This is a genomic window from Enterococcus sp. AZ179, from assembly GCF_050498885.1.
GTDB classification, from domain to species: Bacteria; Bacillota; Bacilli; order Lactobacillales; family Enterococcaceae; genus Enterococcus_D; species Enterococcus_D entomosocium.
On the sequence record NZ_JBMHEO010000001.1, the window covers coordinates 2,237,123 to 2,259,947 of the forward strand.

At 41.6% G+C, this 22,825-nt stretch carries 20 protein-coding genes; 18 read left to right on the forward strand and 2 right to left on the reverse strand.

The features are described 5' to 3' along the window. Window positions 1-17 precede the first annotated feature (17 nt). From IGI88_RS10650 to IGI88_RS10680, 7 genes are all read left to right on the forward strand, one after another. On the forward strand, window positions 18-2,120 hold the full coding sequence (locus IGI88_RS10650) for a BglG family transcription antiterminator (RefSeq protein ID WP_016611965.1): 2,103 nt from the start codon (window positions 18-20) through the stop codon (window positions 2,118-2,120). Between the two features lie 436 nt (window positions 2,121-2,556). After that, window positions 2,557-3,846, forward strand: coding sequence for a CapA family protein (locus IGI88_RS10655; RefSeq protein WP_086299156.1), 1,290 nt, complete (start codon window positions 2,557-2,559; stop codon window positions 3,844-3,846). 233 nt (window positions 3,847-4,079) lie between these two features. Then, on the forward strand, window positions 4,080-4,694 hold the full coding sequence (locus IGI88_RS10660) for a hypothetical protein (RefSeq protein ID WP_005237455.1): 615 nt from the start codon (window positions 4,080-4,082) through the stop codon (window positions 4,692-4,694). A 280-nt stretch (window positions 4,695-4,974) separates the two neighbouring features. Beyond that, window positions 4,975-5,631, forward strand: a complete 657-nt coding sequence (locus tag IGI88_RS10665; RefSeq protein WP_176273466.1) for an HAD family hydrolase — start codon at window positions 4,975-4,977, stop codon at window positions 5,629-5,631. Between the two features lie 535 nt (window positions 5,632-6,166). After that, window positions 6,167-6,550: a DUF7006 family protein gene (locus IGI88_RS10670; protein ID WP_016611968.1), complete on the forward strand. Its 384-nt coding sequence runs from the start codon at window positions 6,167-6,169 to the stop codon at window positions 6,548-6,550. A 250-nt stretch (window positions 6,551-6,800) separates the two neighbouring features. After that, on the forward strand, window positions 6,801-7,643 hold the full coding sequence (locus IGI88_RS10675) for a Cof-type HAD-IIB family hydrolase (RefSeq protein WP_086299158.1): 843 nt from the start codon (window positions 6,801-6,803) through the stop codon (window positions 7,641-7,643). A gap of 117 nt (window positions 7,644-7,760) precedes the next feature. Then, window positions 7,761-7,925, forward strand: a complete 165-nt coding sequence (locus tag IGI88_RS10680; protein ID WP_008377119.1) for a hypothetical protein — start codon at window positions 7,761-7,763, stop codon at window positions 7,923-7,925. Window positions 7,926-8,082: 157 nt separating this feature from the next. On the opposite strand, the gene IGI88_RS10685 is transcribed toward IGI88_RS10680, so the two are convergent. Continuing rightward, window positions 8,083-8,721: a CPBP family glutamic-type intramembrane protease gene (locus IGI88_RS10685; RefSeq protein ID WP_016611971.1), complete on the reverse strand. Its 639-nt coding sequence runs from the start codon at window positions 8,719-8,721 to the stop codon at window positions 8,083-8,085. Between the two features lie 511 nt (window positions 8,722-9,232). Between IGI88_RS10685 and hisG the strand changes: the two genes are divergently transcribed. The 8 genes from hisG to hisIE all read left to right on the forward strand — a co-directional run bounded on the left by hisG (window position 9,233) and on the right by hisIE (window position 16,546). After that, window positions 9,233-10,792: an ATP phosphoribosyltransferase gene (gene hisG / locus IGI88_RS10690; RefSeq protein WP_086299159.1), complete on the forward strand. Its 1,560-nt coding sequence runs from the start codon at window positions 9,233-9,235 to the stop codon at window positions 10,790-10,792. After that, complete coding sequence (hisD, locus tag IGI88_RS10695) at window positions 10,789-12,069, forward strand: histidinol dehydrogenase (RefSeq protein WP_008377127.1); 1,281 nt, start codon at window positions 10,789-10,791, stop codon at window positions 12,067-12,069. The genes hisG and hisD overlap by 4 nt, the downstream gene beginning before the upstream one ends. Continuing rightward, window positions 12,066-13,124: a histidinol-phosphate transaminase gene (gene hisC, locus IGI88_RS10700; protein ID WP_008377129.1), complete on the forward strand. Its 1,059-nt coding sequence runs from the start codon at window positions 12,066-12,068 to the stop codon at window positions 13,122-13,124. Before hisD ends, hisC begins: the two co-directional genes overlap by 4 nt. Continuing rightward, window positions 13,121-13,714 (forward strand): imidazoleglycerol-phosphate dehydratase HisB, encoded by a 594-nt coding sequence (gene hisB / locus IGI88_RS10705; RefSeq protein WP_061053828.1) that lies wholly within the window; start codon window positions 13,121-13,123, stop codon window positions 13,712-13,714. The genes hisC and hisB overlap by 4 nt, the downstream gene beginning before the upstream one ends. A gap of 66 nt (window positions 13,715-13,780) precedes the next feature. Continuing rightward, the gene (gene hisH / locus IGI88_RS10710) at window positions 13,781-14,404 is read left to right on the forward strand and encodes an imidazole glycerol phosphate synthase subunit HisH (RefSeq protein WP_016611979.1); all 624 of its coding nucleotides are present in this window, start codon (window positions 13,781-13,783) and stop codon (window positions 14,402-14,404) included. Further along, on the forward strand, window positions 14,401-15,120 hold the full coding sequence (gene hisA / locus IGI88_RS10715; RefSeq protein WP_016611981.1) for a 1-(5-phosphoribosyl)-5-[(5-phosphoribosylamino)methylideneamino]imidazole-4-carboxamide isomerase: 720 nt from the start codon (window positions 14,401-14,403) through the stop codon (window positions 15,118-15,120). Before hisH ends, hisA begins: the two co-directional genes overlap by 4 nt. Next, window positions 15,117-15,875 carry an imidazole glycerol phosphate synthase subunit HisF gene (gene hisF / locus IGI88_RS10720; RefSeq protein WP_008377137.1) on the forward strand — a complete coding sequence of 253 codons (759 nt, stop codon included), beginning with the start codon at window positions 15,117-15,119 and terminating at the stop codon, window positions 15,873-15,875. Before hisA ends, hisF begins: the two co-directional genes overlap by 4 nt. 38 nt (window positions 15,876-15,913) lie before the next feature. Beyond that, entirely contained in the window at window positions 15,914-16,546 is a 633-nt protein-coding gene (gene hisIE, locus IGI88_RS10725) for a bifunctional phosphoribosyl-AMP cyclohydrolase/phosphoribosyl-ATP diphosphatase HisIE (protein WP_008377139.1), read from the forward strand. A 131-nt stretch (window positions 16,547-16,677) separates the two neighbouring features. Here hisIE and IGI88_RS10730 read toward each other — a convergent pair whose 3' ends face one another. After that, window positions 16,678-17,127 (reverse strand): DUF305 domain-containing protein, encoded by a 450-nt coding sequence (locus IGI88_RS10730; protein WP_005237438.1) that lies wholly within the window; start codon window positions 17,125-17,127, stop codon window positions 16,678-16,680. 258 nt (window positions 17,128-17,385) lie between these two features. Between IGI88_RS10730 and IGI88_RS10735 the strand changes: the two genes are divergently transcribed. From IGI88_RS10735 to IGI88_RS10745, 3 genes are all read left to right on the forward strand, one after another. Then, window positions 17,386-17,859: a DUF1456 family protein gene (locus IGI88_RS10735; RefSeq protein ID WP_008377143.1), complete on the forward strand. Its 474-nt coding sequence runs from the start codon at window positions 17,386-17,388 to the stop codon at window positions 17,857-17,859. Between the two features lie 390 nt (window positions 17,860-18,249). Beyond that, entirely contained in the window at window positions 18,250-20,730 is a 2,481-nt protein-coding gene (locus IGI88_RS10740; protein WP_061053831.1) for a MucBP domain-containing protein, read from the forward strand. A 350-nt stretch (window positions 20,731-21,080) separates the two neighbouring features. After that, window positions 21,081-22,583 (forward strand): helix-turn-helix domain-containing protein, encoded by a 1,503-nt coding sequence (locus IGI88_RS10745; protein ID WP_008377149.1) that lies wholly within the window; start codon window positions 21,081-21,083, stop codon window positions 22,581-22,583. Window positions 22,584-22,825: the final 242 nt, after the last annotated feature.

Here is a 22,825-nt window from a genome sequence, read left to right on the forward strand (position 1 = left end):
GAAATGGGGGAACATTGATGGTAAAAATTGACTATAGGACGAGAAAGATGATGATGGCTCTGATTGAAAAACCGACCATCAGTTACGATTATCTTCAGCGGAATTATTCTATGAACCGCACTCAAATAGAGTATACCATTGATAAAATCAACCAGTTTCTATCTGCCCAAAAACTACCACTTAGCGTGAATAAGGAAAGTGTGATTCGACTGCCTGAAAAAAGCAAGGAATATTTGTTGGAGTCATTTTTACGTGAGCGTATGTTTAAGTATTATGAGATGAGTTCAAAAGAACGAGGAAAATATATCTTTTTGACGCTCTTTTACTACGAGAAAGACTATCTGTCGGTCAACCATTTTTTAGATGCGTTAAAAATCGGCAAAACAACCTTTATGAGTGATCTGCGCAAATTACAAGCGGAATTACATGGGTACGATATTTCAATCAGTTATTCAAGAAAAGAGGGGTATCACTTAGCAGGTGATGAACTGATGATTCGTTACGCTTTATTTCGAATGATTTTGGAAGATGTGACTAGCAAGGATGATGATTTTATTTACCGTTACTTTATTCATAACGAACGAATACAATTGGCGGATGAGCAGGACACCTATCTTTCTCTTCTTTTAGAAAAACATGCGATAGAGTTAGTTGAAAATAGGTTGATTGAATTGAACTATATCCTTATTTTTTTATACCCAAGAATGGGCTTGAATGAATTTGATCTAAAGCCCTTTTCTAATGATCATGAGTTAGTAAAAATGAAGGAGTACCGCTTTGCTGAAGAAATTTTAGAAAACGCAGGGGTGATGAATAGTATAGAAAAGAACTATCTCTGTGGGTGGGTCCTGGGAATGGCATTAGGGAATGAAAAGGAATGGCTTCAAGGAAATTTGGTCATCATTGACTTGGTAGAAAGAATCGTCGAGCGATTTGAATTGCTTTCAGGTATTCGTTTCAAGGATAAACACTCTGTCATCAAGCAATTATATAGTCATTTTCGACCGACCTATTTCCGAATGCTGTTTCGATTACCGATCATCAATCCTATGCAGGAGAAAATTTTTGAAAAATATAATGACCTTTATCAGATCGTAAAAGAAACCTTGAGACCAATCAGTGATAGCTTTGATTCAAAGCTTCCAGATGAAGAAGTAGCCTTTTTAACAATGCACTTTGCGCTTTTGATCAGGAATTCTGAAGAATATATGGTGCAACAAAAAGTGGGGGTCGTTGTTTGCCCAAATGGTATTGGAAGCTCAGCAATCATTTACAATGAATTAAAGGAAATCTTTCCCTCTTTTATCTTATTGGGACCGATTGAAACAAGCGAACTGCATTCATTTGATCAGTCTTACGATATCATTTTTACGACAAAACCCAACTTTCAACTTTATCCGTTAAAAAAACCGATTTTTGTAGTAAACCCGATCATGTCTTACGAGGAACGAACCCAGTTGTTTTTAGATGTCAAATTCGAAACCAGTACAAGTATAAAGCCCAATACTGTTACGATCGACGGCTTGATGCAAGTTATTCAACAATATTCAACGGTTACCAGCGAGTCAGCTCTGCGGCATCATTTAGAGAAATTTGTACAAGAGACCTGCTCGCCAACGGCATCTATCATGTCTCAAAAAGAAAAAAAGACAAAAGAACCTGCAATGCTGTTGGATATGATGCGTCCAGAATTGATACAATTAAACAAAAAAGCCAGAACGTGGGAAGAGGCCTTTTATCTCGCAGCCAATCCATTGATTGAAAGAAAGATCATCACTAGAAATTACATCGATTCGATCATTCAACAAACCAGATCAGAAGGTGCTTATATGGTGATAGTCGATCAAGTTGCCTTACCGCATACGGTTCCTGAAGCAGGTGCAAAAAAACTTGGCATGGGATTGACAACGTTAGAATCTGAAGTATATGTCTTAGGAACGATTCCTGTAAAGTACATCTTTACTCTTTCTGCGTTAGACAGCAAGCAGCATCTAAATGCGATGACTCAGTTTATTACCCTTATTGAATCCAAAGACTTTTTTCGAGAATTAGAAAAACATGAATGTCCGGAAACAGTTTATCACTGGTTTGCAGAGATTTTACGTACTGCTGTTGTATAAATTTTTTCGAAAAAACTGTAAGTATTATAGAATAAAGCATATACTCTTTGGTCTTTATTGAGAGAAGCGTGCGAAGGGGAGTAATTTGCTTTCATCGTTTGCTGCTGTTCATCCGAAAGCGAGGGATGTCATCCAGAACTGTTAACAGCCGAAGGATTATCTAATGATACTAATTTATGCCGTTTGAGGTTAGTCCAGTTCTACAAGAAAGATTCATTCGGAAATCAGCTACCATAGAAGTGGAGAAACAGTTCGATCACGATCGGGCTGTTTTTTTATTCTTTAAAAAACGATCTATTAAAGGGATCTTAAATATAGTATAATTATTTAATGAAAAGATATTATTTAGTGGGATTTGTAGGAAAGGGAGCAGGGAACCTAGTTAGAACGTAAACGAAGATAGGCTTTTGATAAAGCAGAGTGAAAGGGTGAGGGCATGAGACAACAACGAAGACGGGAGCGTCAGAAACGCCAGCGGATCATTGCTGGGTTAAGTGTAGCATTATTGGCGATCACATTCGGAGTGATTTATCTAGTGATTCAAGCGACAAGCATCCCCGAACAGCGTCTTACAGCAGAATCGACAAAACCGACTAAGCCAATGCAAGAATCAAGTAGTTCTACCGAAACAAAGCCAGAAGTAAAAACCATCACAGTGACAGCTAGTGGCGATATGCTTTATCATACACCTGTTTATTTAAGCGCTTACGATGGAAAGCGTTATGATTTTGACAATGATTTTGAGCAAGTCAAACCGTTAATTGCATCGGCGGATCTTGCTCTGGGTGATTTTGAAGGAACCATCAATCCTAATAAACCGCTTGGCGGTTTTCCCTTATTCAACGCGCCTATCGATGCCGTTGCCAGCATCAAAGATGCGGGCTTTGATGTGATCGATCTTGCTCATAATCATATCTTAGATACGGGAATCGAAGGAGTCAAAACAACGGCGGCTGCTTTTCACGATCAAGGGTTGGCAACGATTGGTGTCACGGTCGACAATAGTGGAATTTTGGTCAAAGAAGTCAACGGGATCAAAGTTGCTCTCTTGGCCTATGCCTATGGCTTCAATGGACTTGAAGAAAGCTTAACTCAAGCAGAGTATGACACCTATTTGAAAGACTTGTCCCTCGATAAAGTGGAAGCAGAGATCAAAGAAGCGGAAACCTTGGCGGATATCACCATCGTGATGCCTCAGTCTGGTGTCGAGTATTCTTTAGAACCAACGGAAGAACAACAAACTGTTTATCGGAAGATGATCGATTTTGGTGCTGATATTATTTTCGGCGGCCATCCGCATGTAGCAGAACCAACCGAAATCATCGAAAAGGACGGTGAAAAGAAATTTATCATTTATTCAATGGGGAACTTATTGTCGAATCAACGTTATGAAACCGTCAATAACAACTATTGGACCGAACGCGGCGTCATTCCAGAAGTTGAGATCACCAAACAGGGAGCTCGGACCTATTTAAGTAAGATTGCCTTACATCCAACTTGGGTCTCCAAAGAGCCGATCCCTGATCGTACCTATTATGATCCAGAATACGGCGTCTTGCAGGCCTTTGATTTTCAAGTTTACTTGGCCGAAGATTATCTACCGGATGGACAATACGCCAAACGTGTTACTGAAGAAAAACGGCAGCGCATAGAAACCGCCTACCATGAAATGCTGGAGCTGTTAGATTTGAAGTGGGAGCAGCAAAAAGAAAATCAAATTGACTAATAAGGCAACCTGACCAACAGGTTGCTTTTTTATTAGCTTTCGAGAAAACGAATCATGAAACGAATGGCGCTCCTTCCAACAAAACATGACAGTAGACTATCATTTATGAACAAAAAATGACACCTCAAACTGATAAAAATAAGTAATAATGTCAACATAAAGCATTCAGAAATGAGTCGGAAAGGATTCAGTAGATGATTTCTGAATAAAAGGGAAAGAAAGCAGGATGTGTCATGAGAATTATTATACTGACGAAAAATATATCATATGAGATTGATTTGCAGCGGGAGTTACAGATTTTGAGTCATGAAGTGTTCGTAGGGAAAAATACAGAAGAGGCGGAATGGTTGATAGAAAGCGCCAAATTATTTGACTGCTTATTTGTCAGTGAAACGATTGCAGATCCAGAATTTTTATTGATCAATCAGGCGTTGGCTCCTTATTATCAAAAACGAATCGTCCGTATCTTGCCAGGGAATATTGAACAAGAAGGTAGGATGGAAAAAGCTGAAAATGCCACGTACCTGAATCGCTCTTTTGTCGAGCTGAGAGAATTTTTGGCTGCACTACCACCAATTAGTCGTAAGTTAGAAAAAGCATCCGTCACGAAAGAATCCTTTCCTAAATTTCTTAGTCTGCAAGAACAGATCTTTTTTAACAATTTAGGAGAAGAGCAATTTATTAACCGAGAAGACCTGTGTTGGAAAATTTGGGGAAATGGTGGAACAAACTCGAGAAAATCTCAGTTGTCAATATTAGCGAAACGAATCAATGAAAAATTAGATGAATACGACTACACTGAAAAACGGGTTCGTACCGCTTGGGGCAAAGGCTATATCTTACAATAAAAAGAAAATTGTGTGATCAAAAGAGCATCGAAGCCTTATTTCTCACGAATAGACCTCTTTGTAGCTTCGACTGCTTTTCAGGTAGAAACGACTCTGTTTTCAAATTGAGTCGTTTTTTATATAAAAATATTAGTATTAAATAAATGATGGTATCGAAAATTATGATAATGCTTTTTTTTAGTGTTAAAATAGAGATAATCAGTAATGAAAAGGAATACTACAGGATTTAAAAAGCACTTTGGAGAAACGTGCTGTAGTATCTTTCAGAGGAGGAAATGTCGTGAAGAAGATTGAGTGTGTGATATTTGATTTAGACGGAACCCTATTAGATTCGAGAGAATGCAGCATCAAGGCGACAAAAGCAGCTTTTACAGAGATGGGACTCAAAGTACCGAGTGAGGTAGTCATTGAACATTACATGGGGATACCGATCGAAGAATCGTTTTTTAAAATGTCAGAACAGCCATTGGATCAAGAAACAGCAACGGAACTGATTCGGGTTTTTCGTACCTATTATCAAACATACGAGGAAAGTACCTTGAACGTATTTCCTGAAATTCCCCATGTCCTAGAAATCTTAATGAAACGAAAGGTTCCTTGTTTCGTGGTTTCAAGTAAGAAGACAGCGGTCGTCAAACGAAATTTGGCTGCTCAGAACCTGGTGGCGTTCTTTGAAGAAATCATCGGCTCAGATGCGGTGTCCCACTACAAGCCTCATCCAGAAGGAATCAATAAAGTAGTAACTCAGTATCAGTTTGATCCGACAAGGACGATCATGGTAGGAGATGCTATTTTTGATATCCAGATGGGCAAAGCAGCCGGTGTCAAAACCATCGCTGTTACCTGGGGCAGCCACGATGCGAAAAAACTTTCCGCTGACAAACCAGATGCTTTGGCAGAAGCGCCGCAGGATATTTTAGATTATATCTATGCTTGATCTATTTTTACTGATACAGTTTAAAAATCATTTCTATTTTTGATCTGTAGCGTGAAAAATAGAATGGACTGAACGTCTTCTTCCAGCAGTATATTTGAGGTTTCGACCAATGATCGATAGATTCGATTATTGGTTTTTTTGTTGGTATGGATATGGGGCGTCTATTTACATGAAGCAACAATTTTAGCTATCTGTTGATTTTTATGGATATTATAGTCATTTTCTTGTCATTAGAGACGATCTAGTTGCATTCGGGCACTACTTTTTAGCAGAAGGGAACGGGGCCGCCTCTTTTTCACTCTTATTTCTTTTATTTAATAAAAAGTAATTATAAGAGAATCTGAAAGGGAAACTATAATAGGCGTAACTGATTTTCTTAATGTGTCTGCATTGGTAAGAGCTAAAGACCCAATCATTTTTAGTGGTTTTTGGACAGCTAAGCTTCAATTAAAAAACCTATCGGAAGAAAATCAAAGCGAGCAGAAGGGATAGCGCTACTTTCACCAAAAAAACATAGATGTAAAGGAGTAAGGATATGATATCAGAAAATATCAAGGAACCGAAAGACTATTTGTGTTATTCAAAAGAAGTGTTGCTAAGTGTAGGGGTATTGACTGATTACCCAAAAATCTTTCATTATTATCAAGAACTCTGTGATGAATTTGAGCACATTTACTATGATCAATCAAAGAGTTTATTTGTTCAGCTCAAAGCACTTCTAGCAATAGATGCGCAGATTCAAATTTTACTGGAACTTTTTGAAAATAGTAGAACAAACCTATGCAAAGAGTTTTGTATGGATGAGCATGAAATTATTTGTATGATCAAAAATGATAAAAAATCTTATTATCGCGAGCTTACAGGTCAAAAAAACAATCAAGTACCAAAATGGAGTTTAATTTATTTAAGTGAGGAGTAAGCATATTTTAGGATAATTCAACCATCTCAAGAAAGAACACATGGAGCAATAACGCGATGAACACGGGAGTAGAGGAATAGAAAGAGCGATCATAATAACAGAATCCCATCTTATGATCTAGTAAAATAGTCTAGCGCACTTTCCTTGTGATTTGTTATACTAATTCTAAGGAGCTGATCTTGACACCTTGTGTTCGGCAAGTACGTTCATGTGAGCGCTTTATTGATTGAGTGAGAAAAGAGGGAATGATTTGACGAAAAAAATTGTCTTTTTAGATGTAGATGGAACATTATGTGATGATGCTGGAAATGTACCAGAAAGTGCACGCCAAGCGATCACAGCGGCGCATAAGAAAGGCCATGAATTTTTCTTATGTACCGGTCGTTCAAAGGCCGAAATTACAGAAGACGTGTTGGCACTGCCCCTAAGTGGGATGATTGGTGCCGGCGGCGGTTATTGTGAGGTGCATAATGAGGTGATTTTGCACAAAGTTTTTGAAAAAGAAGCTTTATTAAGATTGATTGATTTCTTAAAAGAAAACCAAATCGAGTATTACTTGGAATCGAACCAAGGTTTATTTGCAAGTACCAATCTAAGAAATCGTTTGCTGGAGATCGTCTTAGCAGGTGAGTCTGTTGAAAGTAAAGCAGGAAAACAACGCGTTCAAACTATTCAGTGGTTCCTTGATTTACTGATTGAGGACGAAGCGAAAATCGATTACGATGACGTGAACAAAGTTTCCTTTATCAATCATTCCATTCCTTATGAACGGGTCCATGACCAATACCACGAACAATTCCAAATGATTCGCAGTACGGTACCTGTTTTTGGCAAAGATAGCGGCGAGATCGGCATCAAGAATATCCACAAGAAAACAGCCATCGATTTTCTCTTGAACCATTTAGGGATCGATAACAAAGATACCTTGGCGTTTGGTGACGGCCATAATGATGTCGAAATGTTTGAAGCTGTTGCGACGGGAATTGCAATGGGCAATGCCTGTGAACAGCTATTGGCAGTAGCTGACGAGGTGACGGCTCGACCAGAAGACGGCGGGATTGCGCAAGCGCTCCAAAAGCACGGCCTCGTGTAACTACTAAGAAGCAGATGTCTGCACAATCCTTTTGTTTCCTGGAGGAATTGATCAGGAGTTGAGCGATGTTGGTAAACTGATCGGTAAAACCAACGATTGACAAGGAGGCTGAGTTGAATGAAGGAAACAACCTTTTTTTGTTATCTTGAACAAGCATTGAAAAATCTGAAGGCGACAGAAGCCTTGCGCTTCAACATCGAAGGCGAAGTCAAACGGCTGATGAAGGTGTACAGTGAGGCAGAAATTTGTGAGAAAGTAAAAGAGGGTACCTTTAAAAAGTAAGACCATTTTCTTATGAAACGCAGCGAATAGAACAAACACCCAACCTTGTGAAAGGCACAAAAGCGATCAATGCGTCCTTTCAAGGAGGGGCACACAAGTAACTATTTGTTGTATCAAAAAAGACTGATTCCAATTGAATCAGTCTTTTTCTTTCTTCTCAAGCAGTCAGATAAGCCACTAAAATAGCAAACAGGTCGAACAAGACATGTGTGCCCCAACTAGTCAGGATCGAGTTGCTCTTGATAGCAGCTTGGTTAAATAGCAAGCGCGCCACTCCTTGAATGAAAAGAATATGGATCAAGGTATGGAAAACATTGCCGTTGTCATAAGTGCTGTAATGAACCAAGCCAAAGATGATCGCGGAAAGGATGCTGGCAATTGGCAAGGTACATTTACTAGAAAAGATCGCTAAAAAGAAGATAGAAAAGAGTTCTTCTCCAAGTAACATGATTGGAATAACTAGCAGAGTCAACCATTGAAAGCCTTCGTTCACTGGATTTCCGTGAAGATCCCATTTTAGTCCATATTGCAAAACGAGAGAAACGAGGAAGCTGATCAGGATGTTTAAAAGAACATACTTGCTGATCGTCTTCACTGGCGCGATGGGTTTTCCAAAGAGCTGCTTGACTGCCTCATTACCGTAAACCAGCCGTAATGCCAAATAGCTGGCAATCGATAATGAGAAGATGCTGACGATGGCAGGGGCATACAAAAGACCGACCAAACCGATACCTGCGAGGACTGTTCCTAGTAAAGCGTTGTTCCATGAGATTTGTTTTCCTATAAGTTTGTTCATTTACTTTTCTCTCCTTATTAAGCTATAGAGCATGTACTATTTAGCTGTTTTCTCTGATTCTTCTGAGTGTGCTTTTTGTGCCGCAATATAAGCGATAAGTACAACAATGAACGTTTTGGGTGATTGTCATATCATCGCTTCATTTGCGCCAATTCTTTGTACGGTACAAAGGATAGAGTAATCGATAACGAGTTTCTGAAACAAGATGGTCGTATATTTCGGACTTTTTTATGGTTGTGCAACTAAGTGATGGAGGATGCACAAGTACTAAGTTACTTCATTAAGAAAGGAAAACTGACTTCCAGTTTCGATGGAATAATCGTCAACAAAGAAACGACATCGCTATGTTCTCTTGAAATCGACTAAAATTCCAGAATATTTCGAAAAATACCATTGCTTATTTATGGCAAAACCATTAGTATTATTAGAAAAACTGATGGTGAATCGATGATAAAGCGAGCCTTTAACAGTGAGAAAGCCGGATCAGTGGCATGAAATAGGAGTGATAAGTGTGGAAGAGTTATGGAATGTATTGAAACCAGCCGAACAAGTCGAACTGAAATTAAGAAAATTGTATACGCAGCATCATTTTTCACCTTATCACTCGAACAACTTTGAAGAGTATCGCAACTATCAGCAAAATGATCAGTTTTTGCGTGGTTCTTCCATCATCACGTTTACAGGCACGGATGGCAGGACGATGGCTCTAAAACCCGATGTTACCTTGTCGATTGCCAAAAATACACCGTCTGGAGAGGCGCGTAGAGTGTATTATGTGGAAGATGTCTATCGACAGGATCGTCAAGCTGGGGAATACCAAAAAATCGATCAAATCGGTTTGGAGCTCATTGACCAAATCACGTGGGAAGATCAACTGGAGGTTGTAAAACTGGCGTGGGAAAGTTTGGCTCAGGTGGGAAAAGGGACCTTGGATCTGTCCCATATGGGGATTTTGGATGGCATCTGCCAACGCTTCCCCGAAGCGGATCGACAAAAGGTATTGCACTGCCTGCGGGACAAGAGTTCTCATGGCATGGATGCACTGACTGAAAAAGCTGGCTTGTCAGCAACAGAAGCTGAAAAATTAGCGAAACTGGTACGTTTGTCAGGTGATTTTGAAACCAAGTATCAAAAAGCCAAAGAACTGCTGGCAGAATATCCCCAAGCTCAAGCTGGTTTAGCAGAACTGAACCAACTGTATCAAGCATTGCAAAAAGAACAACTGTCATCCTCCATTCGAATAAGGTTAGATTTTTCGATTTTAAATGATGCCGATTATTACAGTGGTTTGCTGTTTCAAGGATTTATCGAAGAAGCAAGAGAGACAATTTTATATGGCGGCCGTTATGATCGCTTGATGAGTCGGCAAGGCAAAGCGCAAGGAGCGATCGGATTTGGCATGAAGCTCAATCATGTGGGGCAAAAGTTGCCGACTGACAACGAAAGTTCAGCCTATTTGAACATTGCGCTGCCAAAAGGCCGCATGGGGGATGCCGTATATGATTTGTTCACGAAAGCCGGAGTCGCTGCGCAAGGCGTCTTCAAAGACAATCGCCAACTAATTTTTTGTGATGAAGAAAACAAGCTGCGCTTTTTCTTAGTCAAGCCTAGCGATGTAGCAATCTATGTGGAGCACGGAGTGGCGGATATCGGTGTCGTAGGCAAAGATATTTTAATGGAAAGCAAGGCGGAAGTCATCGAATTTCTTGATTTGCATATGGGGGTCTGCCGTTTGGCCGTAGCGGCGCGTAAGGATTTCGAGGAAGATTTCTCCCGACCGCTGCGGGTCTCTACAAAATATCCGCAGATCACCCGCCAGTTTTATCAAGGTTTAGGTCGCTCAGTGGAATTGATCCAACTGCATGGATCGATTGAATTGGCCCCTTTATTAGGTCTCTCCGATGTGATCGTTGACATCGTCGAAACGGGGACGACACTAAAAGAAAATGATTTAGAAGTGATCCAAGACATCGCGCCGTCTTCAGCGCGCTTAGTGATCAACCACGCCACGTGGCGTTTCAAGCAAGAACGCATTCAAACAGTGATTGAGAAGGTGAGGGAGCAATTATGAGAATTTTTTCGACCCAAAAAAATACGATCGAAACGATTGTGGCAAGGAAACAGTCGGAAACGAAAGATGTTTCAACCATTGTCGCCCAAATCATTGCCCGTGTTCAGCAGCAAGGAGATCAGGCGTTGTTTCAATTAATTGAGGAAATCGATCAAGTGACCTTGTCTTCCTTAACCGTCAGTCCAGGGGAGATAGACGCGGCTGTCCATGCCGTCTCACCCGAGCTGCTTAATGTGATGGAACAGGCGAAAGAAAACATTTTGGCATTTCATCAAAAACAAGTCCAGCAAGGCTTTGTCTTAACGAAGGAAAATGGCGTTGTGATGGGACAGCGGGTCTTACCATTAGCAAAAGTCGGGGTCTATGTTCCTGGCGGCACAGCAGCTTATCCAAGTACGGTTTTGATGGATGTCCTGCCGGCAAAAATCGCCGGGGTCAAAAAAATCGTTATGATCACACCGACGGACAGTCAGGGAAAAGTTCCGGCTGCTATTTTAGCGGCAGCTTCCGTTGCCGGAGTGGATGAAATCTACAAAGTCGGTGGGGCCCATGGCGTAGCGGCATTGGCTTATGGAACAGAAACAATTCCCAAAGTCGACAAAATCGTCGGACCGGGAAATATTTATGTCGCCACAGCGAAAAAAATGGTGTACGGCGAAGTTGATATCGATATGATCGCAGGGCCCAGCGATGTGCTGATCCTCGCTGATGCCAGCGCAAATCCTCGCTGGCTGTCGGCGGATCTTTTGGCACAAGCCGAGCATGATCCCTTAGCGCAAGCTATCTTAGTCACAACAGAAGCAGCTTTGATTGAAGAAGTACAAGCCGAGCTTGAGTTGCAGCTGAAGCAACTGCCCCGCAAAGACATTGCTGCTGCGGCGCTTGAATCTAGCGGAAAGCTGATTCTGGTCAAAGATTTGACCGAAGCACTTACCATTGCCAATCAAATTGCTCCAGAACACCTTGAATTAGCGGTGGCTGATCCTTTTGCATTATTGGGACAAGTAGAAAATGCGGGTAGCGTCTTTTTAGGTCACCATACACCGGAAGTACTGGGAGATTATTTTGCTGGACCAAACCATACCCTACCGACAGAAGGGACGGCTCGTTTCTATTCGCCGTTATCAGTGGACGATTTTATTAAGAAAAGCAGTTATTTGTATTACCCAGAGGCAGCCATGAAAGCAGCTGGTCCAGCTGTAGCGTTGTTCGCGGAAACCGAAGACTTGATCGGCCATGCCCGTTCGATCAATGTACGAAGAGAGGGAGAAAAATGACCTTTTTACATCAAAAGTATCACAAGCTGACTCCTTATACACCGGGGGAACAAGTAGATGAGCAAGTCGTTATTAAACTGAACACCAATGAAAGTCCTTATCCGCCAGCGCCAAGTGTTCAAGCAGCGGTTGCTGATGCCGCCCAAAAGCTGAATCGTTACTCGGATATTGCTGCTGAAGTAGTGACAAACCCTCTGGCTGCCTATCTTGGCGTTACACCAGCCCAACTGTTTCTCGGTAATGGCAGTGACGAAGTCTTGTCCTACCTCTTTCAAGGCTTCACGGAAAACGGCATCGCCTTTCCCGATGTGACCTACGGGTTTTATCAAGTGTATAGTGCCTTGTACCAAGTCGCTGCCACCGTTGTTCCGCTGCAAGAAGATTTCTCGATCGCGTTAACGGACTACGATTCACTCAAAGGGACCGTCATTTTTGCCAATCCCAATGCCCCGACTGGGGTTTATCAAGAACAAAGCGAAATCTGTGCCTTTCTAAAACGGCATCCCGATCGCTTAGTGATAGTCGATGAGGCCTATATCGATTTTGGCGGCTCTTCAATGGTTTCTTTGATCGATCAATACCCAAATCTCTTGGTTGTGGGGACGTTTTCGAAATCTCGGCAGCTGGCAGGAGCACGCTTAGGCTTTGCGGTTGCCAATGAAGGACTGATCCAAGACTTGAATCGGTTGAAATTTAGCTTGAATCCGTACAATGTCAATAGTTTGACCCAAGCCGCTGGTGCAGCCGTTTTGCAGGAACAAGCGTATGTCGATGAGAAAATCCAAGCAACGATCCACGTGCGTGAGTGGAGCAAGCAAGCCCTAGCGAAATTCGACTTTGAGCAGACCGACAGCCAAGGGAATTTTTTGTTTGCAAGGCACCCTGCGATTGCCGGTGAAGAGTTGTATCAGGCACTGAAAGAGCAGAAAATCTTCGTCCGCTGGTTCAATCAGCCCCGCATCAAAGAGTATTTACGAATTACGGTAGGAACGAAGGCCCAGATGGAACGACTGATGACGGTGCTAACAACGATCATAGAAGAGGTGAAGGAATGAGAAAAGCAGAAGCTACCCGCAATACGACGGAAACCAAGATCCACCTGCAGTTGACGATCGATGGTACTGGTCAGCAATCAATCAAGACTGGTGTGGGGTTTTTAGACCACATGCTGGAATTATTTGTCCGCCACGGTCGCTTTGATTTGACGTTGGTTTGTGATGGCGATACAGAAGTAGATGCCCATCACACAACAGAAGACGTTGCCATCGCCATTGGCCGAGCGTTTTCAGAAAGTCTTGGGGAGCGACGAGGTATCAAACGCTATGGTAGTATGCTGCTGCCGATGGACGAAGCCTTAGTTATGACAGCGATCGATATTAGCGGTCGCGGCATGGCAGTCGTAGAGTTGGCGATACCGAGTGAAAAAATCGGGCAGCAGTTTGATACGGAGTTGGTTGAAGAATTCTTCATTGCTTTTGCCCGTGAATTAGGTGCTACGATCCATCTCCATCAAATCGCTGGCAAAAACAGCCACCACATTGTGGAAGCTTGCTTTAAAGGTTTTGGGCGTGCTTTAGGTGAAGCGGTGGCGATCAATCAAGCAGCCCCAGATGAGATCCCTTCAACCAAAGGGACGATCCAGTGATTCATGAGGGGAAAAATGATTACGTATCTTCCACACAGAGGGATGAGATAAGGAAAGGGGCGTATTATGTTAGCAATCATCGACTATGGGGTCGGCAATTTGTTCAGCTTGTCTCGTTCGCTGGACTATTTGGGTGTTGAGTGCCGAATCACGCGTTCATTAGCAGAATTAAAAGCTGCCGACCGCATTCTTTTACCCGGCGTAGGGGCTTTTGGCGATGCTCGCCAAAAGTTGGCAGAGTTGTCGCTGATCGAACCGATCCAAGAATTGGCAGCAGCTGGCAAACCCTTTTTAGGCATTTGTTTAGGGATGCAGCTGTTGTTTGATAGCAGTGAGGAGTTTGGCACACATGCGGGGCTCGGTTTGATTCCAGGACGGATCGTTTCCATGCAATGCGCCTTTGAAGAAGCCAAACTGAATCTGAAAGTGCCGCAGATTGGTTGGAATCGTTTGACTGTCAGAAAAGAAAGTCCCCTCGTCAGCGGGCTAGGGGAACAAGACTTTGTCTACTATGTCCACAGTTATTTTGCTACTGATTGCCAAGAGTATGTCGTGGCAGACAGTGACTATGGTCTAGCAATTCCCGGTATCGTGCAAAAAGACAATGTCTTCGGCACTCAGTTTCACCCAGAAAAAAGCGGGGCAGTCGGGTTGAAGATTTTAAAAGCATTTACGGAGGTGCCGCTATGAAAATTTTTCCAGCAATCGATCTGTTAGATCAAAAAGTGGTCCGTTTGTACCAAGGAGACTATGAGCAAAAAGAAGTGTTTGGGGATGATCCAGTGGCATTTGCTCGTTCATTTGAAGAAGCGGGTGCCAACTATCTGCACCTCGTCGACTTAGATGGTGCCAAAGCCGGCAAACTCCATTACTTTGATATCGCAAAAAACATCGTCCAGCAGACCAATCTGTTTGTCGAAGTTGGCGGCGGGATTCGTGAGGAAGAAACGATCCAGCATTGTTTGGCAGCAGGCGTTCATCGGGTGATCCTCGGCACGATTGCCCAGAAAGACCCAGCATTCACAAAAGCGATGCTCAAGAAATACGGCAATAAGATCGCCATTGGAGTCGATGCCAAGGAAGAAAAAGTGGCAGTGGAAGGCTGGCTCGAGAAAACGGCAACAGACGCGTTTACTTTTTGCCAACAATTGGTGGCATGGGGCGCGCAAACGATCATCTTTACCGAAATCTCCCGTGACGGTACAGGAGAAGGCATCAATCTGCCCTTATACGAAAAACTCAATCAATTGGATTGCGACATCGTGGCTTCTGGCGGCGTGGCTTCATTGGCAGATATCAAAGGATTAAAACAGTTGGGGATCTCTGGCGTGATCGTCGGGAAATCCTTATATAACGGTAGTCTCCAATTGGCCGATGTCTTAGCAGCAGGGGAGGCAGAAGCATGATCGCCAAACGAATTATTCCTTGCCTTGATGTGCGAGATGGGCGAGTAGTGAAAGGGGTCAACTTTGCTGGCTTAAAAGATGTCAATGATCCGGTGACTTTGGCGCGCTTTTACAATGAACAAGGCGCCGATGAGCTGGTTTTTTATGACATTACTGCTTCTGCAGAAGAACGCGGCTTATTCACGGACATTTTGCAGCGCGTGGCGTCAGAAGTGTTTATTCCTTTGACGGTGGGGGGCGGCATCAATCAAGTAGCAGATTTTGAGCGAGTCTTAAACTGTGGCGCCGACAAAGTCAGCGTCAATTCGGGAGCGCTTCGCCGACCAGAGCTGATCGCAGAAGGCGCGAAACGCTATGGCAGCCAGTGCGTTGTTTTATCCGTTGATGTTCGCCGTGTCGGTGAGAACTGGCATGTGTTTGCCAAAGGCGGACGGGAAGATACAGGCTTAGAAGCATTGGCGTGGATTCACCAAGCTGAGCAGTTAGGTGCTGGTGAACTAGTCATCAACAGCATGGATACCGATGGCGTGAAGCAGGGGTTTGATCTCGACTTGCTGAAAGCTGTCAGCGAAATCACCAAATTACCGATCGTCGCATCCGGTGGTGCTGGCAAAAGTACCGATTTTATCGAGCTGTTTCAATTGCCAAATATTGAAGCAGGATTGGCAGCCTCGATTTTTCACTATGGCGAGGTAAAAATCCCAGAGCTGAAAAAACAATTACAGGCCGTCGATATTCCCGTACGAATCGTATAGAGTAGGCGTTTTGATAGGCAACAGAAGGAGTGGATAACATGGTGCAAGTACGATTTGATGAACAAGGATTGGTTCCAGTGATCGTGCAGGATGTGGAAACGAATGAAGTCTTGACTTTGGCTTATATGAACCAAGAAAGTTTGACCTTGACCTTGAAGGACCGATTGATGACCTTTTATTCCCGCAGTCGTCAAGAATTGTGGCGCAAAGGAGAAACCAGCGGCAATTACCAGCATTTAGTGTCATTGACAGCAGATTGCGATCAAGATGCCTTAGTCGCCAAAGTAAAAAAAGACGGACCTGCTTGCCATACAGGCACGGAAAGCTGCTTTACAGAAGTGCTTTATGGTACAAAATCCTCTCCAACCATCGATGCGTTGTATGAGCTGATAAAAGGTCGTAAAGATACGCCACAAGAAGGAAGCTATACCAGCTACTTGTTTGAAAAAGGCAGTGAAAAAATCTTAAAAAAAATCGGCGAGGAAGCAACCGAGGTCGTAATTGGGGCGATGAAGGAAGACCGTCAAGAAACCGTTTATGAGATTGCTGATTTGGCGTATCATACATTGGTTTTAATGGCAGAAATGGGGATTGATTTAGCGGCTATTCGCCAAGAGCTTGCCAAGCGTCATGTTGTGGATAAGAAAGTCAAACAAGAGCGGATGCAATAACGGTCAGGATTTTTCAGTAGAAAGAAAGTAGCTGACGATAAAAAAGAAGCCCTTCAGCTATTGCTTGAAGGGCTTCTCATCCGTGAGGAAAAAGTTGATCTGCTGGTTCTTTAAGTGAGCACATAAAATTGCTATTTGTTTTCTAACTCTTCGATCAATTCTTTCATTTCTTTGATTTCTTTTTCCTGTGCGTCGATGATTTTTTCTGCAAGTTCTTTTACTCTTGGATCAGACAAATCGGCATTTTTACTGGTTAGAATCGCAATCGAATGATGGGGAATCATGGCTTTCATCCAGGCTGTATCTCCCACGGCAGTTTGGCTTCTGACCATAAAAAGTGAACTAAAAAAGAGTGCAACACTGACAACTAGAATGCCGATATTCATTTTCTTGTTGTCATACATCTTCCACATAAACAATAGCATGATGATCGCCATCATCGCGCCCATCATAAGTGCCATAAACAGGCGGGTTTGGCTGAAAAAAATATGATCGAGGGCATAGACATTGAAATACATCATACAAAACATAATCACCGTCGATACCCCAATCATTACCAAAAATTTCCCATACTTCTTCATTTCTTTCCTCTCCTTTTTGTATACAAAATAAAAACAATAAAGCAATCCAAAACATCATCGTAATAGATGCTTTTTTTTGTTTATTGTTTTGTTAGAATAAATTTACTCCCTAAATCAAGTATAGCGGAGGAAGTAGAATGAGAGAAGCGATATACATTTGAACGAAAACAATGGGTTCTTAGAGTAAAAAAGCGAAAACGGGATTACTCGTCTAGGTTTATTTGTTATAATCAACCTAAGAAATGGATGGTGTATAGAATGAATCACAATGATCGCTTGACGCGTTTACGCTATGCTTTGGATATCAAAGATACTGACATGGTGAAAATTTTTGAACTTGGCGGCGCTTCTTTCACGAAAGAAGAAGTAAGACAATTATTGAAGAAAAAAGACCCTGAGACCTACGAGATTGAGTGTACCAATGAAGCCTTTGAGCGTTTCTTAAATGGTTTGATTCGCTCGCAACGAGGAACAAAGTCAGATGCTGCAGAACCTGTCTTAGAGTTGAACAATGGCAATGTGAATAATTTGATGCTGAAGAAAATAAAAATCGCCCTTTCCCTAACAACGGATGAAATGCTGAACATTTTCGAGCAAGCGGGAGTTAAGGTTTCAAAAGGTGAACTGGGCGCCATTTTACGCAAAGAAGGCCATCGCAATTACAAGCCATGCTTAGACAAATATGCCCGCAACTTTTTAAAAGGATTGACGATCGAGTATCGGGATAACTAGTAAAAAATCAATAATAGACTGAACTTACAATGGGGCGCCTAAAGAGATGCATGTTATGTGTCTCTTTTTATGTGTGTAAAAATAACAATTTAAATAAGTGATTGTAGCGCTGACCGAGTCCAAGCTTGGAGCATGAAGAAGCAGGTTAAGTGAACGATCTGTTTGTTTGAATAACCTGTTCGTTGAAACCTGACAAGTTTGGTCATTTCTGATACAAATGTTGACGTGTTCAGAATGATGAACCATGCAATACTATCAAAATGAACAGGAGCATCCTGTGTCTAAAAGTTGTAATTAACAAGTCATCACCATCATCAGAAGGCGAAGTTTGTAGATAGGTGAAAGATAGGAAAGCGTATCGTATTTAAACGAATATAAAAGGAGAATGTTATGAAAAGGAAATTTTGGGGCTATTTGTCATTGGCGATCTTGTTAAGTCAGCCTGTGTTGGCACCTTTGGCACAAGTTATGGCTGAGGAACAGGAAACCATTCCATCAAACAAGGAAATAACGACACTAGGAACATTAGAAAAAGTGGAGGAGACTACTGAAACAGTCGCTTCTTCTCGTATAGAAGAATTCAACGGGGACACCACAAGTAACTCAGAATCGCAAGAAGTGTTTAATGATGATGAGAAAAATGGCTCGACGGAAAGGACAGAAAAAAAACTACCTGATTCAAGTGAAGACACAGCTAGCTTGGCAACCGAATCGTCAGCAGAAATGAAAGAGGCATTCTCTGATCGCAGCGTTCCATTGGACGCTTGGATGCCGGATAAGAATTTGCAAAATGAGGTAGCGAAAGGGCTAAACAAAACAGTTGATACAATCACTCAAGAAGATATGGCGAATCTAAAACAGCTAGATTTTTCTTCTTTAGTCAAAGACACAGTAGTCGATTTTACTGGCTTAGAATACGCTAGCAACTTACAAGCGTTATATACGACGTCTATTATTGCTGCGAATGTTCCCAAAATCACTATGGCGGACAATGCAACATTGTTTACCCGTCCTAATGTACTAGCACAAATTTTTCCAAAAGGATCTTTTTCAAATATCCACATAGGAAATTATGATGCCTATTTGACAGCCCAAGAATTAATTGGGGTTGGTCAATATCTTAGTGGATGGGTTACAGATTATCTGACGGTCTATGCAAGTAGCATGACGGATTTTTCTAAGTTAGAGCTATCTGCAGAACACCATCAAAATTCCCAACTATCTATTATGACTCAGGAGAAAATACTATTAGAGTCAATGTTAGTAAAAGACGGCCAATCTGATGTTCTTTATAAAGACCATATGATGGTTGATACCCAAGGAAATGCGTTGCTCTCTTCTTTGTCCAACAAAAAGTATTCTTATTCGATTCGGGGGGTAGATAAAAATGGCTATATCTTTCCCTTATATGAAAATGATGGGTTCGAATTGACTGAAGAAGGGATTCAATTTAAACATATTCCCGCCAATGTTGATTATTTGTCAATCACTTCTCTTGTTCCTAATCGTTTGTCCACAGAAAGAGTTGCTAGTACAGGTACCATTCAATATTTAGTGAATTATCAACTACCTGTGAAGTATGTGAATACTGCAGAAGATGTGACCGTCAAGTATGTTGATGAAAGTAAAAAGACATTGTTACCAGACGTCACTTTATCAGGGGTTGTTGGTGAACCGTATACGACACAAGAAGAGCCGATTGCTGGCTATACATTGAAAGAAATCCAAGGGGATAAAACAGGTACTTTCAGTGATACCCCGCAAGAAGTCGTTTATGTATACAAACGCAGTGATGCTGCACCCGTGACAGTAAGATACGAAGATACAGAAGGCAATCAGTTAGCCGAACCAACGATTCTGAACGGCAAAGTAGGTTTGCCGTATGAGAGCAAGTCAGAATCTATTCCTGGTTGGTATGTAGCTCAAACACCCGACAATGCCAAAGGCATCTTCGGCGACACCGCGCAAGAAGTGGTCTATGTGTATGAACGTAGTGATGCTGCACCAGTGACGATAAGATACGAAGATACAGAAGGCAATCAGTTAGCAGAATCAACGATTCTGAACGGCAAAGTAGGTTTGCCATACGAGAGTGAAACCAAAGAACTTTCAGGCTGGACGGTGACTCAAACGCCAGCGAATGCCAAAGGCATCTTCAGTGACACCGCGCAAGAAGTGGTCTATGTGTATGAACGTAGTGATGCTGCACCAGTGACGGTAAAATACGAAGATACAGAAGGGAATCAATTAACCGAGCCGACAATTTTAAGTGGCAAAGTAGGTTTGCCGTATGAGAGCAAGTCAGAATCTATTTCTGGTTGGTATGTAGCCCAAACACCCGACAATGCCAAAGGCATCTTCAGCGACACCGCGCAAGAAGTGGTCTATGTGTATGAACGTAGTGATGCTGCACCAGTGACGGTAAAATACGAAGATACAGAAGGCAATCAGTTAGCCGAACCAACGATTCTGAACGGCAAAGTAGGTTTGCCGTATGAGAGTGAAGCCAAAGAACTTTCAGGCTGGACGGTTTCTCAAATACCAAGCAATGCCAAAGGGATGTTCAGTACTACCGCACAAGAAGTCATCTATGTGTACGGTGCTGAAAAAGAGAATAAACCAGAGGATGATTCAGGAGCAGATACGCCTGAATCAGAAAACAAAACCCCTGAAGAAGAAAAAGAGGATAAATCAGGAAACAAAGACAATCAAATGAACACACAAACCAACACACAAACCAACGGGAAAAGTAAATTACCTGCCACAGGAGAGCAACTAACAGGTCAACGAATCATGGGCTTTTTGGGAACGATCATTGTTCTATTTTCTTTCTTAGCAATTTGGCGAAGAAAAAGAAAAACTGAGAATTAAAGCTTCTCTATAAAGAGTAAAATATGTCCAGAATGGACGATTGGTTTAAAAAGTTAACCTTTTATGGAGTGGGGCGATCCACTCCTTTTTTGTAGGATGGATTGGACGGTTTCCTCGTCTCCTTAATCTTTGAATGGATTTTATCTGACTATTCCCAGTAGCTCAAAGAATTTCTGATCATTTGAGACTCTGATTCTTTATCAGACTAACGTTCCAAGACAATCTCGAATAACAGAATTATTTAGCAAGAATGTTTCATTGAGAGAAACGAATGAATCAACACCTAGGAAATGAAAATGCACGTTTAAAAGAGTATAATTACTGTAAAACTAAAGTTAAGAGGTATTACTATGTATAAATTTCTTTTAACTAAATTGGATCAAGATGTCTATGAGCTATTTGCGTATTTTTTTGAACATGCCATTGATCGTGAACTATTGAGTGACCTTGCGGATCATGTGCATTTATCAAAAAGAAGAATCGTTTTAGTTTTTGAGCGTGCAAGAGACTTACAAAAATCATACCCTTTTTTTGAAATCGACATGCGAGAAGGAAGGGAGCTAGCCCTTGATTTTGCGCCTAATTTTTTGTTGTCAAAATTCTATTCGGTTATGTTAGCAGAAAGTATGCCCTTTCAAATTTTAGACAGACTCTTTAGTGATAAATACGTGTCTTTGGAAGAAACCGCCCAACAACATTATGTCAGTAATCGCACGGTTCAAAGAAAGCTCAAGGAAGTAGAAACGATTCTTGAGAATTATCAAATCAAATTGAATTTAAAAAAGAAACCGTTATTTGTAGCGGAAGAATACCGAATTCGTCATTTTTTCCATATCATGTATTGGCAGATCTATGATGCGACGAATGTGCGTTATATTGGATTGTCGAAGCAAAGTGTTCGTGCATTGAAGGAGAAGTTGACAAGTTATCCTAGTTTTTATCGCGGTATCGATCAGGAAAAATTTATCCAACTGCTTGCACTAAGTCTTTATCGTTTTAAAAGAGGTTTTCCGGTAAAAGAGATTCCTCAAGAGATGAAGAAAATGGTCCATCACACGATTTCCTACGAGCAATTCAAAGAAGAGCTCATAAAACCATTGCTAAACGCTAACTTGATTCTAAGTGACGTTCCAGAAACAGAGTTTCTCTTCTTATATTATATGTTTTCTGTGATGACGACGTATTTGCCTGAAGAGATTCCTAGCCAACTAAGAGTTGTTGATCACTTCTCGGAAGGATCAATTGCAACAGCAAGACTGTTTGCAAAAACTGCTCAGAAGATCTTTCTCGTCCCTGAAGGGGAGATCGAGTATCTTTTCGTTAATGCCTTGAACATTCATTCTGTGTCACTCCTCTTTGCGTCGAAAAATAAAATTGATGCTTTTGGAAAAACGACAACGGATAAAGATTATCGCAGAGTCTTTCCCAAAATTTTTCCACTCGTGCAGGAGATGTACCAATCGTTAGCCCAACAATCCCCAATTTTTACTACCATGTATGCTTCCAATAATCGACTGCTTTTTCAATACAGCATGCTTCTTTCAATTGTAGCAAAAATCGATCGAACGACAGTCCGCATCTTTCATGAATCAAAATTTGGAAAAATTCAAGAAATCAGACAAAAAGAACGATTGAAACGCTGGTTTGGCTATACCCTCGCTTTCGTTTCAGAAAAACCAGATTTTGTGGTGACCGATTATCCAGTTGATCGGCAAGCCTTTTTGGACCAAAATCCAAACGTCCAATTTTTTAAGTGGAATAGCTTTCCAACCGGTGACCGGTGGCTGGAACTAATTGAAGCGGTGGAAACATTTCAGAATACCTCCAATAAAAAATACAATGAAAATGATTGATTTACCCAAGATTCAGCAAACAGGCAGTATTCTCAAATCTGAGAGGACTGCCTGTTTTTCTTTATAGCCAGAGGATAGAAATTTGCTGAACAACAGTGTCACACCTTCTATAGCTTGCGAAGTATGTTCGGAGATAAAGGTGATTATGTAAATGAACTGTACTAACTAGAATCAGTATTTATATAACAGGACGTATTTTGTATTTAATCAGTCACATATTGACGCGTTTCCAGCTAAAAACC

Excerpts from the sequence above, each read along its gene's own strand:
- hisF (WP_008377137.1), top strand. The coding sequence starts at position 15,117 with ATGATCGCCAAACGAATTATTCCTTGCCTTGATGTGCGAGATGGGCGA.
- IGI88_RS10745 (WP_008377149.1), top strand. The coding sequence starts at position 21,081 with ATGTATAAATTTCTTTTAACTAAATTGGATCAAGATGTCTATGAGCTA.
- hisB (WP_061053828.1), top strand. The coding sequence starts at position 13,121 with ATGAGAAAAGCAGAAGCTACCCGCAATACGACGGAAACCAAGATCCAC.
- IGI88_RS10680 (WP_008377119.1), top strand. The coding sequence starts at position 7,761 with ATGAAGGAAACAACCTTTTTTTGTTATCTTGAACAAGCATTGAAAAAT.
- IGI88_RS10730 (WP_005237438.1), bottom strand. The coding sequence starts at position 17,127 with ATGAAGAAGTATGGGAAATTTTTGGTAATGATTGGGGTATCGACGGTG.
- hisH (WP_016611979.1), top strand. The coding sequence starts at position 13,781 with ATGTTAGCAATCATCGACTATGGGGTCGGCAATTTGTTCAGCTTGTCT.
- IGI88_RS10735 (WP_008377143.1), top strand. The coding sequence starts at position 17,386 with ATGAATCACAATGATCGCTTGACGCGTTTACGCTATGCTTTGGATATC.
- hisD (WP_008377127.1), top strand. The coding sequence starts at position 10,789 with ATGAGAATTTTTTCGACCCAAAAAAATACGATCGAAACGATTGTGGCA.
- IGI88_RS10650 (WP_016611965.1), top strand. The coding sequence starts at position 18 with ATGGTAAAAATTGACTATAGGACGAGAAAGATGATGATGGCTCTGATT.
- IGI88_RS10685 (WP_016611971.1), bottom strand. The coding sequence starts at position 8,721 with ATGAACAAACTTATAGGAAAACAAATCTCATGGAACAACGCTTTACTA.
- hisC (WP_008377129.1), top strand. The coding sequence starts at position 12,066 with ATGACCTTTTTACATCAAAAGTATCACAAGCTGACTCCTTATACACCG.
- hisIE (WP_008377139.1), top strand. The coding sequence starts at position 15,914 with ATGGTGCAAGTACGATTTGATGAACAAGGATTGGTTCCAGTGATCGTG.
- IGI88_RS10660 (WP_005237455.1), top strand. The coding sequence starts at position 4,080 with ATGAGAATTATTATACTGACGAAAAATATATCATATGAGATTGATTTG.
- hisA (WP_016611981.1), top strand. The coding sequence starts at position 14,401 with ATGAAAATTTTTCCAGCAATCGATCTGTTAGATCAAAAAGTGGTCCGT.
- IGI88_RS10740 (WP_061053831.1), top strand. The coding sequence starts at position 18,250 with ATGAAAAGGAAATTTTGGGGCTATTTGTCATTGGCGATCTTGTTAAGT.
- IGI88_RS10670 (WP_016611968.1), top strand. The coding sequence starts at position 6,167 with ATGATATCAGAAAATATCAAGGAACCGAAAGACTATTTGTGTTATTCA.
- IGI88_RS10655 (WP_086299156.1), top strand. The coding sequence starts at position 2,557 with ATGAGACAACAACGAAGACGGGAGCGTCAGAAACGCCAGCGGATCATT.